This window comes from Mycobacterium sp. M23085 (genome assembly GCF_045343915.1).
GTDB lineage: Bacteria > Actinomycetota > Actinomycetes > Mycobacteriales > Mycobacteriaceae > Mycobacterium.
The window spans coordinates 2800185-2817222 of record NZ_CP174280.1; the positions used below are offsets into that span (position 1 = coordinate 2800185).

The window sequence follows — 17038 nt, forward strand, 5'->3', positions numbered from 1 at the left end:
AGTCAAGGGGTCGCCGACGGCGCCTTCTCGCTGAGCTCCCGGCCGGGCGGGCGCTCGAATCCCAACGCCCCGCTGGACGGGCGCCCGTCGAGCGGCGAACGTCAGGGACGCATCCGGTACGCGCCGTTCAGTGGCAGGACGTGATCCTTCCAAATCTGGTCGTAGCGCGCCGGGTCGTGGATGGGCCGGCGGATCATCCGCAGCGCGAAGCGGGCCTGGTCGTCCGTCGTCGCCGGCTTGTCGGACAGTTCCACGGCGTAGGCGTTGAAGTCGCGCACCAAGACCGCGAAGATCTCGTCGATCAACCCCTCGTCGACGCCCGACAGCCCGGCTTCCTCCAAAATGAGCTGGGCGTAGGGCACCGTGGCGAACAATTGACCCACCGCGAACGCGAAGTCGATGTCCTTCTGCTGCGCGGCATCCGGGGTGGCGCCGGCCAGCATGTCGGCGAGCACGTCGATCTGCGAGCGCAGCAGCGCGACATTGGGCAGGTGCCCGAAGCTGTCGAACGGCGCGCGCCAGTCACCGAAGCGCACCTTGCCCAGGCCGCCGGTCGGGCCCTGCGCGAACAGGAAGGTGTCGTCGGCCGCGTCGTCGCGGCGGCCAATCAACGGCAGCGCGCTGCTGGGGGCGAACAAGAAATTGGGCATGAACTTGCCCAGCAGCCCGATGTTGATGTGGACGGTGCCCTCCAGCCTTGGCAGCAGGCCGATTTCGCGGGTCATCGCCTCGAAGATGGTGTCCTTTTCCACGCCTTTGGCGGCGATGACGTCCCACAGTGCGGTGATGACGCGTTCGCCCTCGCTGGTGATCTTCGCCTTGGTGAGCGGGCTGTACAGCAGGTAGCGGCGGTCCTCGGCCGACGCGCTGCGCATGTAGTCGCAGGCCCGGGTGGCGACCAGCCGCATCGCGACCAGCCGCGCGTAGGCGTCGGTGAGCAGCCGCCGCACGTGGGTGAAGTCGGTGACCACGGTCCCGTACAGGATGCGGTTGGAGGCGTGGGTGACCGCCTCGTACATCGCGTGGGTACACATGCCGACCGCGCCCCAGCCGAGGTTGTACTTGCAGACGTTGACGGTGTTGAGCGCGGCATGAAAGGCCTCGGGGCCGCGGTGCAGGATGTCGGCCTCGGTCACCGGGTAGTCGCGCAGCGCGTAATTGGCCACGTAGTTCTGCGAATTCACCACGTTCTTGATCAGGTGGTAGCGATCGTGGTGGGAGTCGGCGGCGAAAAACACGTACGCGCGGTCATTTTCCGAGGTCCCCGCGAACTTGCCGAAGGTGGAGACCATCCGGGCCACGTTGGCGTTGCCGATGTAGTACTTCTCCCCGGTGGCGCTCCAGCCGCCGCCCGGCGAGGGCGTCAGGTTCATGTCGGTCTGGTAGACGTCCGCGCCGTGCGCCTGCTCCGACAAGCCGAACGCGAAGACCTCGCCGGCCTCGAGCAGCGCGGCGGCCTTGCGTTTGGCGTCCTCGTTGGCGCTCATCCAGATCGGGCCCAGTCCCAGGGCGGTGACCTGGAAGGGGTACCAGTAGTTCAGCCCATAGAAGCCGACGATCTCGGCGAACGCGCTGATCCGGTAGGTGTCCCAGCGGCAAGCCAACTGCTCCGAGGCCCCGTAGGCGCCAGGTGTCAGCAGCGACGCGAAGATGCGCTCCCGGCCGATGTGGTCCAAAAAGTCCGAGTACCAGACTCGTTCGTGATCGTCGGACTTCAGCCGGGCCTTGCCCCGGGACTCGAAGAAGTCCACCGTCGCGGCCATGATCTCGCCCGAGCGGCGGTCTGGGTACTGGCGTTGCAGGTGGTTGGGATTGAGCAACATGACCTGACTCCCCGGAATTCTCGATTAGACGAGGGTGACGGTACTGCAATAGCCGCCCCGTCGGGGCGACCGGAACAAAAGGGCCCTGTTGGTCGGGTGCCCGTCGACCTAGCATCAGTGGCGTGTCAGAACTCAATACCGCTCGCGGGTCCATCGATACCGCTGCGCTGGGCGTGACCCTCATGCATGAGCACGTCTTCATCATGACCACCGAGATCGCGGAGAACTATCCCGAAGCGTGGGGCGACGAGGAACAGCGCGTCGCCGACGCCATCAGCCGGCTCAATGAGCTCAAGGCCCGCGGGGTGGACACCATCGTCGACCTCACCGTGATCGGCCTGGGCCGCTACATCCCGCGCATCGCCCGGGTCGCGGCGGCCACCGAGCTGAATATCGTTGTGGCAACGGGGCTTTACACCTACAACGACGTGCCGATGTACTTCCATTACCTGGGCCCGGGCGGTGAACTCGGCGGCCCGGAGATCATGACCGACATGTTCGTCCGCGACATCGAGCAGGGCATCGCGGACACCGGCATCAAGGCCGGCATCCTCAAATGCGCCACCGACCAGCCGGGCGTCACCCCCGGCGTCGAGCGGGTGCTGCGTGCGGTCGCCCAGGCGCACAAGCGCACCGGGGTGCCGATCTCCACGCACACCCACGCCGGGCTGCGCCGCGGCCTGGAACAGCAGCGGATCTTCGAGGAGGAGGGCGTCGACCTGAGCCGGGTGATCATCGGGCACTCCGGTGACAGCACCGACATCGGCTACCTCGAGGAGCTCATCGCCGCCGGTTCCTACCTCGGGATGGACCGTTTCGGCATCGACGCGTTCCTGCCCTTCGAGGACCGGGTGAACACCGTGGCGCGGATGTGCGAGCGCGGGCACGCCGACAAGATGGTGCTGTCGCACGACGCCAACTGTTACTTCGACGCGCTGCCCGACGAACTGGTGTCACAGGTGATGCCGAACTGGCACTACCTCCACATCCACAACGACGTCATCCCCGCGCTCAAGGAGCGCGGCGTCACCGACGACCAGCTGCACACCATGCTGGTCGACAACCCCCGCCGCATCTTCGAGCGGCAGGGCGGATATGAGTGAGCCGATCCCGCCGATCGGCACCCAGCTCTCGGCGCTGGCCGCGCTCGCGCCCGACGAGCCGGCGGTCAGCTGCGACGGGGTGACCCTCACCCGGATCCAGCTCGACCGCTCGACGAACCGGCTGGCCCGCGCCTATGCCGAGCGCGGTGTGGGCGTCGGGGACTACGTGACCATGGTGCTGCCCAACTCGGTCGAGTGGATCCAGGCCGCGGTGGCGTGCTGGAAGCTGGGCGCGGTGCCGCAGCCGTTGTCCGCGCGGTTGCCCGATGCCGAGCTGCAGGGCCTGCTCGACCTGCGGCCACCAGCCCTGCTGGTGGGTCGCGAGCATCACCAGATACCAAGCTTGCCAATGGTTTTCACGCCCGATCCGGAGCTTTCGGACGGTGCGTTACCGGAGGCGGTGTCGCCGGTGTGGAAGGCGATGGGTTCGGGCGGCAGCACCGGCCGGCCCAAGCTGATCGAATCCGGCGGCGACAGCCGGATACCGGCGGCGATCGGCTATCCGCTGGGCGCCCAGGAGGGCGACACCACCCTGGTGCCGGTGCCGCTGAGCCACAACACCGGCTTCACCATCGCGACCATTGCGCTGCTGATGCGCCATCACCTGGTGCTGATGAGCCGGTTCGATCCCGAGCAGTTCCTGCGGCTGATCACCGACCATCGCGTGACGTTCCTGACGACGGTGCCGACCATCATGCAGCGGACGCTGCCGGTATACCAGGCCGACCCGGGCGCCTACGACCTCTCGTCCATCCGGCGGTTTTGGCATCTGGGGGCGCCCTGCCCGCCCGCCATCAAGCAGGCCTGGATCGACCTGCTGGGCCCGGAGAAAGTCTGGGAGTTGTACGGCGGCACCGAATTACAGGCGCTGACGTTCATCTCCGGGGACCAGTGGCTGGCGCACCGCGGGTCGGTCGGCGTGGTGGTCGCCGGGGAAATGAAGGTGCTGGACGACGACGGCAATCCCTGCCCGCCGGGCGTGGTCGGCGAGATCTACATGCGGCCCGGCCCGGACAGTGCGCCTACCTACCGCTATGTCGGTGCCACGGCGAAAAGCCGCGACGGCTGGGACTCGCTGGGCGATCTCGGGTATTTCGACGCCGACGGGTTCCTGTACCTCTCGGACCGGCGGGTCGACATGTTCACCGTCGGTGGCCGCAACGTCTACCCCGCGGAGATCGAGAGCGCACTCTCGGCACACCCCGACGTGTTGTCCTGTCTGGTCGTCGGCGTCCCCCACGAAGATCTCGGCCAGGTGCCCTACGCCCTGGTGCACACGGCCGACGGATCGACGCTGGATTCCGTTGCGGTGCAAGCGTTCCTGCGCGAGCAGGTGGCGGGCTACAAGGTCCCGCACACGGTCGAATTCGTCGACGAGCCGTTGCGCGACGACGCCGGCAAGGCCCGCCGCTCGGCGGTGCGGGAACAAATCATCGAGCGCTTGGCGACCGCGGAGACCGGCTGATTGCCGGCGGACCGGTGGCCGTGCGCACGCGGGATATCCGCCCAAACCGCCTACGCCGCGTCGGATTTGGAGAGCGGACTGGACCGGACCGGCCGTCCCAAGATCACCTTGGCCGTGATCGCGCCGAGCTTCAGCATGCCGAGGTAGGTGGACGGGTTGAACAGGGTCGGCCACACGGTACGGCTCTTGTGTTCGTCGAGCGGCCGTCCGGCGAACCGGTCGCGCAGCCACCTGAGGGCCATCGGCGCGGATAGCGGGTGAAGCAGCAGATGGCCGCAGAATCGGTCCCGGTGATAGGTGACCGCTACCCCGTCGGCGATGTACGTCTCGACGAGCTCATCGATGTCGTCGACGCTGATGATCCTGTCGTGCACGGCCTGGATCACCAGCAGGGGCAGTACGGGTGGGGTCTTGCCGAGCGTGGTTTCGTCGAAGATGTGGCGCACCTCCGGCAGCTCCCACAGTTCGTCGGTGGAAATGTCGACGTAGGAGCCGATGTCGGCGTTGCGCAGCCGCCGAACGGCGCCCGCGGTGGTCAGCTTCCGCAATTCGTTGAGCACCGCCCTGCCCTCTTCGGTGGCGTGCTCGATGACGACCCGCTGCGCTTCCGGGAACACCTCGGTCAGCGCCGCAACCATCAGCGCGGCCAGTCCGGCGAAAAACGACCCGTTGAGGCGGCGCGCGACGCTTTCTGGGTCGGCGACCGGTGAGCCGAGCACCGCGCCGACGATATTGAGTTCTGGCGCGTAGTGGGCGGCCGCCTCGGCCGCCCACGCGGAGGCGAAACCACCGCCCGAATAACCCCACAGCCCCACCGGGGCCGACGGTGACAACCCCAGCCGTTCGCAGCTCACGGCGGCGCGCACACCGTCGAGAATCCGGTATCCCGGTTCGCGGGGTGCACCCCACATGCCGTGACAGCCCTCGTGGTCGGGCACCGAGACCGCCCACCCTTCGGCCAAGGCCGCGGCGACGAGGAGGAATTCCGCCTGCGTGAACGCCCCGATCGGCCCGGCGCCGCGGCGCAGCGCGTACGACGGGAAACACCGGGACGCCACCGCGTCGATAGCGCACTGATAGGACAGCACCGGACACACCGTGTGCGGATCGCGGTGTTCGGGCAGCAAGACGGTGGTCACGGCCACCTCCGGGTCGCCGTGCAGGTTTGTGCTGCGGTAGAGGAGTTGGGTGGCCGGAATGCTTTGCGGCAGCACACCCAGGAAGCCCAGCTCGACGGTGCGAGAGCGCAGCACGGTGCCACATTCGGCGTGTTCATACCCCGGCGGCGGTTGGTAGAACGGGTCGTCGTCCGGCGAGAGCGGACGCGCGCCCGGATGCGACTCCTCGTGTGGCGCGTCCGCCGTCGACCGCGCCGCGATCGTGTCGTTATTCATCGTTGAACGCCTCTCCCCCACTGAAGCGACTTCGTTGCCCGCGCCGCTGACGGCACCCGGGAACCCGCCGCGCTATCACACCGGGGGTTACCCAGAAATGAGCTTTCGAGACCTTCGGTACCGTACTACGGGGAACCGGGTGCGACGGGGGCGGGATCACGGCGCGATCGCGTCCGCCTCCGCGTCGACGGCCTCCGGCGTTTCGCCCGGCTTCTCGCGTTTCTCCCAGCGGCGCAACGCTTCTCGGCACGGCGATTCGACCAGTGCGTAGCTGACGGCGGCGATCGCGAAACCGAAGAGCAGCGTCAGCACCAGCACCGTGGGCATGCGGCCGGTGAATGGGAACGTCCCGAGCACGGGAAACACCATCGCTAGCGCCGCCAGGTGCCACACGAACAGCCCATAGGACCAGCGCCCCAGGGTCACCATCGCAGTGGTCCCCAAGATGCGGTGCGGGGTATCGATGCGGTCCAGCACCAACGGTGCGACCAGTGCGAATGCCACCACAGAGCCCGCCGCCGTCTTCACCGCGAACTGGGTGGCCGTGCCGGGAATCAGGCCCTCCGGGCCGGCCAACGGGGAGGCCGCCACCAGGTACGCGACCACCGCGACGGCGGCCATCACGATGCGCCGCCGCGCCCACCGATGCGGCTGGCCGATCGGGCTGTGCACCCACTCGGCCAGCAGCATGCCCGCGGCGAACCAGGAGAAGAACGCCGGGGGCCAGTTGAGGGGATTGCTGCCGGACCCGGCATGGACGGGCACCCAGCCCCACGCCCAGCTGAGGGCCCCCAACGCGGCGATCGCCGGCACCCGCGCCCGCACCGGCAGGCGGCGGGCCAGCAATGCCAGAACCGGCAGCGCCAGATAGAAGCTGACCTCGACGGACAGGCTCCACATCTGGGTCAGCCCGCCGGTCAGCGTCAGCGGCACATAAATCTGGGTGAGCGTCAGGTTGGCCAGCCACACCGTCGGGCTGGCGTGGTCGGCGTCGGGCAACAGGGTCAGGATCACGACGACCGCGACCACATACGCGGGCATGATCCGGACCACCCGCGACCGCAGGTAGTGGCCGGTGCGCGGGCGCGATCCCAGCTCTCGCGCCGCCGCGGCATGGCCGCGCCACAGCAGAAAACCCGACAGCGCGAAAAACACCGCCACGGCAAGATCGAAGCGGCCGAACAGCCTGCCGGTGGCGCCGCTGGAGTGCCCGGTCTGGAACGCGACGTGCGTGACCACCACGCCGATGGCCGCGCAGGCGCGCATGCCCTCCACGGCCGGCAGGAAGCTGCGGACCCCGCCCACCCGCTGGTCATCGCTCACCATCACAGTTTGCCTGTGCCGGGTCACCCGCCGAAGGGGTACACCCGCAGGACCCGTCCGCGTGAGCAACAGGTTCGTAAGCCGCTGCCTTACGTTGTGCTGTTAGGGTCGAACGAGTTTGCCCCGGGCTGCTTGCTCGGGTCGGGTCGCGGCTGATGAAGCAAGGAATTGAGGAGGGCACAGCGACGTGAACCGAGCAGTCATGTTGCGGTTCGCCGCATGCGGGATCATCGGCCTCGGAGCTGCCCTGCTTATTGCCGCGCTGCTGTTGACGACGTACACCACCAGCAGGATCACCAAGGTCCCGCTGGACATCGACGCGACGCTGATCGCTGACGGCACCGGGACGGCACTTGACTCCTCGTCGCTGTCGACCGACCACGTCGTCGTCAACCAGAACGTGCCGCTGGTCTCCCAACAGCAGATCAGCGTCGAGTCGCCCGCCAACGCCGACGTGGTCACGCTTCAGGTCGGAAGTTCGTTGCGGCGCACCGACAAGCAGAAGGACAGCGGGCTGCTGCTGGCGATCGTCGACACCGTCACCCTCAACCGCAAGACCGCGCTGGCCGTCTCCGACGACACCCACGCCGGCGGCTCGGTGCAGAAGCCGCGCGCCGTCAACGACGAGAACCCGCCCACCGCGATGCCGCTGCGGCACGACGGGCTGGCCTACCGGTTCCCGTTCCACACCGAGAAGAAGACCTATCCCTACTTCGATCCGATCGCGCAGAAGGCATTCGACGTCAACTACGACAGCCAGGAAGACGTCAACGGCCTGACCACGTACAAGTTCACCCAGAACGTCGGCTTCAACGCCGACGGCAAGCTGGTGGCCCCGGTGGCCTACCCGTCGCTGCTGCCCGGCAACGAGGACGCCAAGCAGACCACGTCGGCGTCGATGTGGGGCATCCAGGGCGGCGATCCGAACGAGCAGATCACCATGACCCGCTACTACGCGGCGCAGCGCACGTTCTGGGTGGACCCGGTGTCGGGCACCATCGTCAAGCAGACCGAGCACGCCGACCACTACTTCGCCCGTGACCCGCTCAAGCCGGAGCTCACGCTGGCCGACTACAAGGTCACCTCGAACGAGGACACCATCGAATCCCAGATCAACGCGGCCCGCGATGAGCGCGACCGGCTGGCGTTGTGGTCGCGGGTGCTGCCGATCACGTTCACCGCGGTGGGCCTGATCGCGCTGATCGGTGGCGGGGTGCTCGCCTCGTTCAGCCTGCGCAGCGAAAGCGCGCTGACCGACCCCGGCCTGGACCGCGGTGACCAGGACTTCTTCGGCCGCAGCGGCCTCGAGGAGCCGGTGTCCGGCGCCGAAGCCGAGACCGAGAAGCTGCCCACCCAGCGTCCCGAGGCGCGCCAGGAGTCCGGTCCGCCCGGCTCCGATCCGCCCGGCCCGGATGAGCCGACTGAGGCGGGACCGACCGAGATCAATCCGCCCGCCCCGCACGACCGGGAATAGCCCGGCCCGGATGCGTTAACCGTGCGCTGGACCCGACCCGGGTACGCACTGGTGTTGGCGCTGCTGGTGGTCGGGCCGCTCCTGGCGCCCGGATACCTGCTGCTGCGCGACGCGGTGTCGACGCCGCGGTCGTATCTGTCCGATACCGCGCTGGGGCTGACCTCGGCGCCGCGCGCCACACCGCAGGATTTCGCGGTGGCGCTCGCGTCCCATCTGGTCGACGGCGGCGTCGTGGTGAAGACCCTGCTGGTTCTCGGGCTGTGGCTGGCGGGGTGGGGCGCGGCTCGGCTGGTCGCCGTCGCGCTGCCGTGTGCGGGGGTGCCCGGCCAGTTCGTCGCCACCACCGTCGCGATCTGGAATCCCTATGTCGCAGAACGGCTTCTGCAGGGCCATTGGAGCCTGCTGGTCGGCTATGGCTGCCTGCCCTGGGTGGCCACGGCCATGCTGACGCTGCGGACGACGACGGCGAGCCGGTCCGCGTTCTTCGCGTTGGCGTTCTGGATCGCGCTGGCCGGCCTGACCCCGACCGGGCTGCTGCTCGCCGCGACGGTGGCGGTGGTCTGCGTGGCCGCCCCGGTTGACGGTCCCGGCGGGGCCTGGCCGCGCCCATGGTGCGCCGCCGCGGCGTCGGGCGCCGCATTGGTGGCGGCGTTGCCGTGGTTGACGGCGTCGGCGATGGGTTCGTCGCTGACCGCCCACACGGCGGCCAACCGGCTGGGGGTCGAGGCGTTCGCCCCGCGCGCCGAGCCCGGGCTGGGCACCCTGGCCAGCCTGGCCGGCCTCGGCGGCATCTGGAACGGCGACGCCGTCCCCGGTTCGCGCACCACGCTTTTCGCGGTGGCCTCGACCGTGGTGCTGCTGGGTGTGGTGGCGGTGGGCCTGCCGACCGTCATCCGGCGCCCGGCGGCGGTGCCGCTGCTGGCGCTGGCGGCGGTGTCGGTGCTGGTCCCGGCGGCGCTGGCGACCGGCCCGGGCGTGCAGCTGCTGAGCACGGTGGTCGACGCCGTGCCCGGCTTCGGGGTGCTGCGCGACGGGCAGAAGTGGGTGGCGCTGGCGATGCCCGGCTACGCCCTTGCGGGGGCGGGCGCGGCGGTGACGTTGCGCCGCCGGCTACGGCTTTCCGGCGCGGCCGCCCCGGCGCTGGTCTGCTGCCTGGCGCTGCTGCTGGCGCTGCCCGATTTGGCCTGGGGTGTGTTCGGCAAGCTGACGCCGGTGCGCTATCCGCGCGGCTGGCCCGCCGTCACGGCGGCGATCAACGAGGCCGCCGCGGATCCAGGAACGATAGCGGTGTTGCCGGCCGGGACCATGCGGCTGTTCTCCTGGTCGGGCCCCGCACCGGTGCTCGACCCGCTGCCCCGCTGGGTGCGCGCCGACGTGCTGAGCACCGGGGACTTGGTGATCTCGGGAACCACCATCGCCGGGGAAGGCGCGCACGCCCGGGCGGTGCAAGACCTGCTGCTGTCCGGGCCGGAGCCGTCGGCGCTGGCCGCGGCCGGGGTGGGCTGGCTGGTGGTGGAATCCGACAGCGCCGGCGACATGGGGGCGGCCGCCCGCACCCTGGGTGCGCTGGCGCCCGTCTACCGGGACCACGAGATTGCGCTCTACCGGATCGGCGGGCAGACCGCCGGGGCGGTGGCGGCCGGACGGCGGACGGCGACGGTGATCGCGCACCTGGCGTGGCTGGCGATGCTGATGGGCGGCGGCGCCGGCGCGATGATCGGTGCGTGGCGGCGCCGCGCACGCTCAGCCCCGCCCGGTGACTAGCCCGCTGACCGTGCGGCCGGCCTGCACCGCTTCCAGCACAGCGCGCATCGCGTCGGCGCTTTGCGCCCAGGAGAATTCACCGCTGCGGGTGTGCGCCTTGGCGCCCAGCTGATCGCGCAGCACCGGATCGGCGAGCAAGTCCTCGAGCCGATCCACCAGCTCGGCCTGGCCGTCCACCAGGATTCCGGTCACCTCGTCGACGATCGAGTCCGACAGACCCCCCGAGGACCGGTAGCCGATGGTCGGCACCCGGTGCTGGGCCGCCTCGACCACCGCCAGCCCCCAGCCCTCCTTGCGCGACGGCAGCACATGCACCCAGGCCCCTTGCAGGACATGGTGTTTGGTCACGTCGTCGACGTGACCGTGGAACGTCACCGCAGAACTGATGCCGAGCCGCTGCACGTGCTCGACGAGCCGCTCGCGCCACCAGCCGTCACCGACGATATCCAGGTGCAGACCCGGTATCCGCGGCAACAGCCGAGCGACCGCCTCCAGGGCATCCTCGATCTGCTTGTGCGGCACCAGCCGCGACAGCACCACCACCCGCGGGGCCGCCGACCGCGGGCCCGCCAACGACTGTGCGGGCGCCTGGTCCAGCCCGTTGCGCACCACCGCGATCTGGGTCCCGTCGACGCCCAGCGTGACCAGGTCACGCGCGGACGGCAGCGACACCGTGACGTACTGGTTGTGCCGGTTTACCCGGGGCGACAGCGTCGACTCGACGAACCAGCCGAGCCGGCCGAGCACCGGGCCGGCGACCGGCCACTGCTCGCGATGGCAGTGGTGCACCAACACCACCACGCGGCGGCCGTAGACCAGCCGGGCCAGAAAGGGCAGGCCGTTCTGGGTGTCCACGACGACGTCGGGCCGCACCTTTCGCAGCGGCCCGACCCCGAGCCGGGCCGCGGCCATCGCCAGCAGCGCGAAGACGTACACCGTGTAGCGGCCTCCGGCGCGGTCGATCCGCACGCCGTCGACGACGTCGCGGCGCGGCGCTCCAGGGTAGCGGGCGGTGCGCAGCGTGACGGCGATTCCCGATGCGGCCAGCTGCGCGCCGATGCGCTGCAGATAGGCTTCGCTGCCGCCGCCCTGCGGGTGCCCGGTATCGCGCCAGCACAGCAGCAGCACGGAGCGCACGGAAGACATCGGTCGTCAGCCTAACCGGCGATGATGTGCACCGGGCAGCGCCGCACATCCGTAGGGTGTGGCCGGTGGCCGCCACCGAGATCTTCGCGCGCCGGGCGACGCTGGGCCGCTCGGTGCGGCTGCTGTCGGCATTTCGCTACGAGCAACCGGATCCGGTCCGCTTCTACGGCGCCCTGGCGGCCGATACCGCGGCGATGGTGAGCGACCTGTGGCAATCCGCGCACGGAGAGCCGCCGTCCGGCCGCACCCTGCTCGACGTCGGCGGCGGCCCGGGCTACTTCGCGACCGCGTTCACCGGCGCCGGCGTCCGCTATATCGGGGTCGAACCCGATCCCGGCGAAATGCATGCGGCCGGGCCCGCCGTGGCCGGGGCGGCGGGTACCTTCGTGCGCGCCTCGGGAATGGCGCTGCCCCTCGCCGACGACTCCGTGGACATCTGCCTGTCCTCCAACGTCGCCGAGCACGTGCCGCGGCCCTGGCAGCTCGGCGCCGAGATGCTGCGGGTGACCAGGCCGGGCGGGCTGGTCGTGCTGTCCTACACCGTCTGGCTGGGACCGTTCGGCGGCCACGAGATGGGCCTGACCCATTACCTCGGCGGCGCCCGGGCCGCCGCCCGCTATGCCCGCAAGCACGGCCACCCGGCCAAAAACCACTACGGGTCGTCGTTGTTTGAGGTGTCCGCGGCCGAGGGTCTGCGCTGGGCCGAGAACACCGGGGCGATGGTGGCCGCATTTCCCCGCTACCACCCGCGATGGGCGTGGTGGCTGACCTCGGTGCCGCTGCTGCGCGAGTTCCTGGTCAGCAATCTGGTGCTGGTACTGCAACCCCAATAGTGAAACGTGTTCTCGTTTTGCCTCGGCTTGGGTAGGGTGGCGCCATGCGCGCCGGCGACGATGCAGCGCGGAGCAATGAGGAGGAGCGGCGCATATGAGCGACACGAAGACTGCGGCCAAGACCGAATACGACAAGCTTTTCATCGGCGGCAAGTGGACCCAACCGTCCACCGCCGATGTCATCGAGGTGCACTGTCCGGCCACCGGTGAATACGTCGGAAAGGTGCCGCTGGCCGCGGCCGCCGACGTCGATGCCGCGGTCGCGGCGGCGCGCGCGGCCTTCGACAACGGCCCCTGGCCCACCACCCCGCCGAAGGAGCGCGCGGCCGTCATCGCCAACGCGCTCAAGCTCATGGAGGAGCGCAAGGACCAATTCACCCAGCTGCTCGCCGCCGAGACCGGGCAGCCGCCGACCGGCGTCGAGACCATGCACTGGATGAGCTCGATCGGGGCGCTGAACTTCTTCGCCGGCCCGGCCGTCGACCAGGTCAAGTGGAAAGAGGTCCGCACCGGCGGCTACGGGCAGAGCATCGTGCACCGCGAGCCGATCGGCGTCGTGGGCGCGATCGTGGCGTGGAACGTGCCGCTGTTCCTGGCCGTCAACAAGCTGGGCCCGGCGCTGCTGGCCGGCTGCACGGTGGTGCTCAAGCCGGCCGCCGAAACACCGTTGAGCGCAAACGCTTTGGCGGAGGCCTTCGCCGAGGCCGGCCTGCCCGAGGGCGTGCTGTCGGTGGTGCCCGGCGGGATCGAGACCGGCCAGGCGCTGACCTCCAACCCGGACGTCGACATCTTCTCATTCACCGGCAGCTCGGCGGTCGGCAAGGAGATCGGCCGTCGCGCCGCGGACATGCTCAAGCCGTGCACCTTGGAACTGGGCGGAAAGTCGGCGGCCATCGTGCTCGACGACGTCGACCTGGCCGCGTCGATCCCGATGCTGGTGTTCTCCGGGATCATGAACACCGGGCAGGCCTGCGTCGCCCAGACCCGCATCCTGGCCCCGCGGTCGCGGTACGACGAAATCGTGGACGCGGTGAGCGCTTTCGTGCAGGCGTTGCCGGTGGGCCTGCCGTCGGACCCGGCCGCCCAGATCGGCTCGCTGATCTCGGAGAAGCAGCGAGCCCGGGTCGAGGGCTACATCGCCAAGGGCATCGAGGAGGGGGCCCGGCTGGTGTGTGGTGGCGGCCGCCCGGAGGGCCTGGACAGCGGATTCTTCGTGCAGCCGACGGTGTTCGCCGATGTCGACAACAAGATGACGATCGCCCAGGAGGAGATCTTCGGGCCGGTGCTGTCGATCATCCCCTACGACACCGAAGAAGACGCGATCAAGATCGCCAACGACTCGGTGTACGGCCTGGCCGGCAGCGTGTGGACCTCCGATGTGCAACGGGGCCTCGAAGTTTCGGAGAAGATCCGCACCGGGACCTACGCGATCAACTGGTACGCCTTCGACCCGTGCTGCCCGTTCGGCGGGTACAAGAACTCCGGCATCGGCCGTGAGAACGGGCCCGAAGGCGTCGAGCACTTCACCCAACAGAAGAGCGTGCTGATGCCGATGGGCTACACCATCGAGAGCTAGGATTCCGCGCGCCGAACGTGCACTGCGGACTGCTCAACCGGTAGCGGAACGTTCCGTCACCGTAGGGATTATGCGATAGCCCATAATCCGGGGGATTTGCGCGCGCCATCGTTGCGCCGGTCCACCGGGTATTTGTGCGGCGTACGTCACACTTCGCCTGAGAAATTGCTTAATTTACGGATGTCTTATATGGTTCATAGCATAATCAATGGCTGTACACAGGCCGGGAGAACACCATGTGGATCATTGAGCTCAACGTCGCCGGCTACCAATTCACCCGCGAGATGCCCGACGTGCGGCGCCGCACATTCCGCTTCAGTCCACGTCACATGCACTGGCCGGCGTTGCGGCACTCGCACGCTGCATGACCCCGGCCATGACAGGTACGCATACGCAGACCATCGGTGAATCTTCGGCGGCGCAAGCCCCGGCGAAGCGCGGAGACACCCGGACGAAGATGCTGGCCAGCGCCGCCGAGGTGATGCGCGAGCGCGGAGCGGCGGGCGTCACCATCGACGCGGTGCTCGCCCGCAGCGGCGCCCCACGCGGCTCGGTGTACTACCACTTTCCCGACGGGCGCAACCAGATCCTGGCCGAGGCGCTGCGCTACTCCGGCGACTCGATCACCGCAATGATCGACGACGCCGCCGGCCGGGGCGCCCGGGTGTTGTTGCAGGAGTTCGTCGGATTCTGGGAGCAGCTGCTCACCGACGGCGGATTCACCGCCGGCTGTCCGGTGGTGGCGGCGGCGATCGGCTGTTCGGACGGCGACGGTCCCAAACTCTCCACCGAGGCCGGCGCTATCCTGGGTCGCTGGTGCACCGCGCTCACCCGCGCGTTCGTCAACGACGGCTTCGACCATGCCGATGCCGCGTCGCTGGCCGTGATGTCGATCGCCGCGCTGGAGGGCGCCATCGTGCTGTCCCGCTCGACGCGCAACGCGGGCCCGCTGCACCAGGTGGGCGAGCAGCTCGAATTCCTGATCAAGGCAAAGGAATTCGTTGCCCGGAACAAGATTTCGGGCAAGCAGGACGCCGCGCAGTAACCTGCTCAGTCGCTGGCCGGTAGCGGCTTGACCTCTTTGAGCTGCAGGGCGGTCTGCCCGATGCTCAGGCTCCCCGCGCCCGGCTTGGTCACCAGCACCTCGGCGCCGGCTTCGTCGACGTAGCGCTTGCCCATCACGGTGCCGTCGGCGAACGACGGGTCCAATTCGCCGGACCGCTCGCCCCCGACCGGGACCATCGGCGCACCCCCGCACCGCAGGTCGTCCAGGCTGTCGGCACTTCTGACGACGATCACCTGCGTGTCACAGACCTGGCTGGCAAGACGAGTTCCGTTCTTGATCATTGATTTCCGTCCTTGATCGCTTACTGCTGGGCCGGTGCGGCGCGCAATCCGGTGAGGGTCTGGATGATCTCCCGCCGCAACACCTTGCCGGTGGCGGTGGTGGGCAGCTCGTCGCGAAACACTACCTCGTCGGGGGTGCGCGATCCCCGCAAACTCTTGCGGACGAATTCGCGCAATTCGTCGGGGTCGGGGTCCACGCCCGCCGCCGGCACCACCACCGCGACGATCGCCTGCCCCCACTGCGGATCCTCGACACCGACCACGGCGACGTCACGCACGTGCGGGTGCTCGACCAGCACCTCTTCCAGCTCGGCGGGGGCGATGTTCTCGCCGCCGCGGATGATGGTGTCGTCGCTGCGCCCGCCGATGAACAGATAGCCCTCGTCGTCGAGCATGGCGATGTCCTTGGTGGGGAACCAGCCGTTTTCGTCGAGCACCGAGCCGATCCCGGTGTAGCGGCCCGACACTTGGTCGCCCCGCACGAACAGCTCGCCGGTCTGGCCCGGCGGCAGCACATTGCCCGCCTCGTCGCGGATCTGCAGTTCGATGCCCGCCACCGCCTGGCCGACCGATCCCAGCCGGCGGGCCCAGCTTTCCTGGTCGGGGCCCTCCGCCGCCTGCGCCGCGCGGTGGTCGTCGGGGGTCAGCACCGCGATCGTCGAGCTGGTCTCGGTCAGCCCGTAGGCGTTGACGAAGCCCACGTTGGGCAGCAGTTCGAGGGCACGGCGGACCAGCGGCAGGCCGACCTTGGAGCCGCCGTAGGCCAGGTTGCGCAGCGACGGCAGTTCGATGGCCGTCCCGTCGCCGTTGTCCAGCACGTTGACGATGCGGTCCAGCATCGTCGGCACCACCGTCGCGGTGGTCACGTTCTCGGCGTTGATCAGCCGAACCCATTCCTGCGCATCGAAATTGGGCAGGTACACCATCTTTCGTCCGGCATACAGATTCGACAGCGCCGCGCTGACCCCGGCGATGTGGTACGGCGGCACGCAGATCAGGGCGGCATCGGTGTCGGAGGCGGCCCCGTACTCCACTGTCCCGGTGATGTAACTGGTCAGGTTGTTGTGCGAGAGTTCGACGGCCTTGGGCTGCGACGTGGTGCCCGAGGTGAACAGCACGATCGCGACGGAGTCCGGATCGGGAAACGCGGGCACTTCCGCGGCCGCACCGGGTTCACCCGCGGCCGCCAAGAAGTCGTCAGACACCATCACCCGGTCCGACACGTCGCCGACCGCGTCGCGGTAACGGCTGTCGACGATCACCAACGGCTCGGGCAGCCGCTCGATCAGCGCTTGGACGCCCTCGGCGGAGAGCCGGTAGTTGATCGGCGTGAAGGCCACCCCGGCGCGCGCCGCGGCGAAGATCAGCACCGGCAGCATCGCGCCGCCGGTTCCCACGTACGCGACGTGCTCGGCGTTCGAGCCGGCGATCACGCCCGCGCCGCCGTCGGCGAGATCGCTGAGCTGTTGCGTTGTCAGCCGCAGGTCTCCGGACACCACCGCGGTGCGCTCGGGGTTGCCCGACGCGGCCATCTCGAGCAGCAGCGAAATGCTCATCCTCGATCTTTCTTCGGTATCCGCACGTTACAAAGCTGACCAAAAGTGTCATGCCCGACTGTAGTTTAGATCACGCAACCATCGTGCGGTCCAGCACCGTCGGCCCGCCGCATCGCCCAAGCGTGCCGCCGAGGTTTACCCCCAGCTGACGCTGGGTTAACCCACCCCGAAGCCCGCCCGGGCCGCCCTTCCAGGCGCCCGACGGCACAGCCCGCCGACTCAGTTGGGAACGAC

Annotated in this window: 14 protein-coding genes; 8 read left to right on the top strand and 6 right to left on the bottom strand. The window is 69.0% G+C overall.

The window, feature by feature from the left end:
* Positions 1–101: 101 nt before the first annotated feature.
* Positions 102–1823 (bottom strand): acyl-CoA dehydrogenase, encoded by a 1722-nt coding sequence (locus ACIUM1_RS12870; RefSeq protein WP_406813084.1) that lies wholly within the window; start codon positions 1821–1823, stop codon positions 102–104.
* A gap of 122 nt (positions 1824–1945) precedes the next feature.
* On the opposite strand from ACIUM1_RS12870, the gene ACIUM1_RS12875 reads away from it, so the two are divergent.
* Complete coding sequence (locus tag ACIUM1_RS12875; protein WP_406813085.1) at positions 1946–2926, top strand: phosphotriesterase-related protein; 981 nt, start codon at positions 1946–1948, stop codon at positions 2924–2926.
* Positions 2919–4391 (top strand): AMP-binding protein, encoded by a 1473-nt coding sequence (locus ACIUM1_RS12880; RefSeq protein ID WP_406813086.1) that lies wholly within the window; start codon positions 2919–2921, stop codon positions 4389–4391. The genes ACIUM1_RS12875 and ACIUM1_RS12880 overlap by 8 nt, the downstream gene beginning before the upstream one ends.
* Positions 4392–4441: 50 nt before the next feature.
* Here the strand turns inward: ACIUM1_RS12880 and ACIUM1_RS12885 are convergent, their stop codons facing one another.
* Together ACIUM1_RS12885 and ACIUM1_RS12890 are read right to left on the bottom strand one after the other, a co-directional pair.
* Positions 4442–5785, bottom strand: a complete 1344-nt coding sequence (locus ACIUM1_RS12885; protein ID WP_406813087.1) for a lipase family protein — start codon at positions 5783–5785, stop codon at positions 4442–4444.
* 156 nt (positions 5786–5941) lie between these two features.
* Entirely contained in the window at positions 5942–7111 is a 1170-nt protein-coding gene (locus ACIUM1_RS12890; RefSeq protein WP_406813088.1) for an acyltransferase family protein, read from the bottom strand.
* Positions 7112–7295: 184 nt separating this feature from the next.
* On the opposite strand from ACIUM1_RS12890, the gene ACIUM1_RS12895 reads away from it, so the two are divergent.
* Both ACIUM1_RS12895 and ACIUM1_RS12900 read left to right on the top strand, forming a co-directional pair.
* A complete protein-coding gene (locus ACIUM1_RS12895; protein ID WP_406813089.1) occupies positions 7296–8582 on the top strand; it encodes a DUF3068 domain-containing protein in 1287 nt (428 codons plus the stop codon).
* Between the two features lie 21 nt (positions 8583–8603).
* Positions 8604–10346 carry a hypothetical protein gene (locus tag ACIUM1_RS12900; RefSeq protein ID WP_406813090.1) on the top strand — a complete coding sequence of 581 codons (1743 nt, stop codon included), beginning with the start codon at positions 8604–8606 and terminating at the stop codon, positions 10344–10346.
* Here ACIUM1_RS12900 and ACIUM1_RS12905 read toward each other — a convergent pair.
* Positions 10326–11492, bottom strand: coding sequence for a glycosyltransferase family 4 protein (locus tag ACIUM1_RS12905; protein ID WP_406813091.1), 1167 nt, complete (start codon positions 11490–11492; stop codon positions 10326–10328). The two genes, ACIUM1_RS12900 and ACIUM1_RS12905, sit on opposite strands and share 21 nt — an antisense overlap.
* A gap of 65 nt (positions 11493–11557) precedes the next feature.
* On the opposite strand from ACIUM1_RS12905, the gene ACIUM1_RS12910 reads away from it, so the two are divergent.
* The 4 genes from ACIUM1_RS12910 (at position 11558) to ACIUM1_RS12925 (ending at position 14946) form a co-directional block, all read left to right on the top strand.
* Positions 11558–12325: a methyltransferase domain-containing protein gene (locus tag ACIUM1_RS12910; protein WP_406813092.1), complete on the top strand. Its 768-nt coding sequence runs from the start codon at positions 11558–11560 to the stop codon at positions 12323–12325.
* 94 nt (positions 12326–12419) lie between these two features.
* Entirely contained in the window at positions 12420–13901 is a 1482-nt protein-coding gene (locus tag ACIUM1_RS12915; protein WP_406813093.1) for an aldehyde dehydrogenase, read from the top strand.
* 236 nt (positions 13902–14137) lie between these two features.
* A complete protein-coding gene (locus ACIUM1_RS12920; protein WP_406813094.1) occupies positions 14138–14269 on the top strand; it encodes a hypothetical protein in 132 nt (43 codons plus the stop codon).
* An 89-nt stretch (positions 14270–14358) separates the two neighbouring features.
* The gene (locus tag ACIUM1_RS12925) at positions 14359–14946 is read left to right on the top strand and encodes a TetR/AcrR family transcriptional regulator (RefSeq protein ID WP_406817659.1); all 588 of its coding nucleotides are present in this window, start codon (positions 14359–14361) and stop codon (positions 14944–14946) included.
* Positions 14947–14951: 5 nt separating this feature from the next.
* On the opposite strand, the gene ACIUM1_RS12930 is transcribed toward ACIUM1_RS12925, so the two are convergent.
* A complete protein-coding gene (locus ACIUM1_RS12930; protein ID WP_406813095.1) occupies positions 14952–15248 on the bottom strand; it encodes a hypothetical protein in 297 nt (98 codons plus the stop codon).
* Between the two features lie 20 nt (positions 15249–15268).
* A complete protein-coding gene (locus ACIUM1_RS12935; protein ID WP_406813096.1) occupies positions 15269–16804 on the bottom strand; it encodes a class I adenylate-forming enzyme family protein in 1536 nt (511 codons plus the stop codon).
* Positions 16805–17038: the final 234 nt, after the last annotated feature.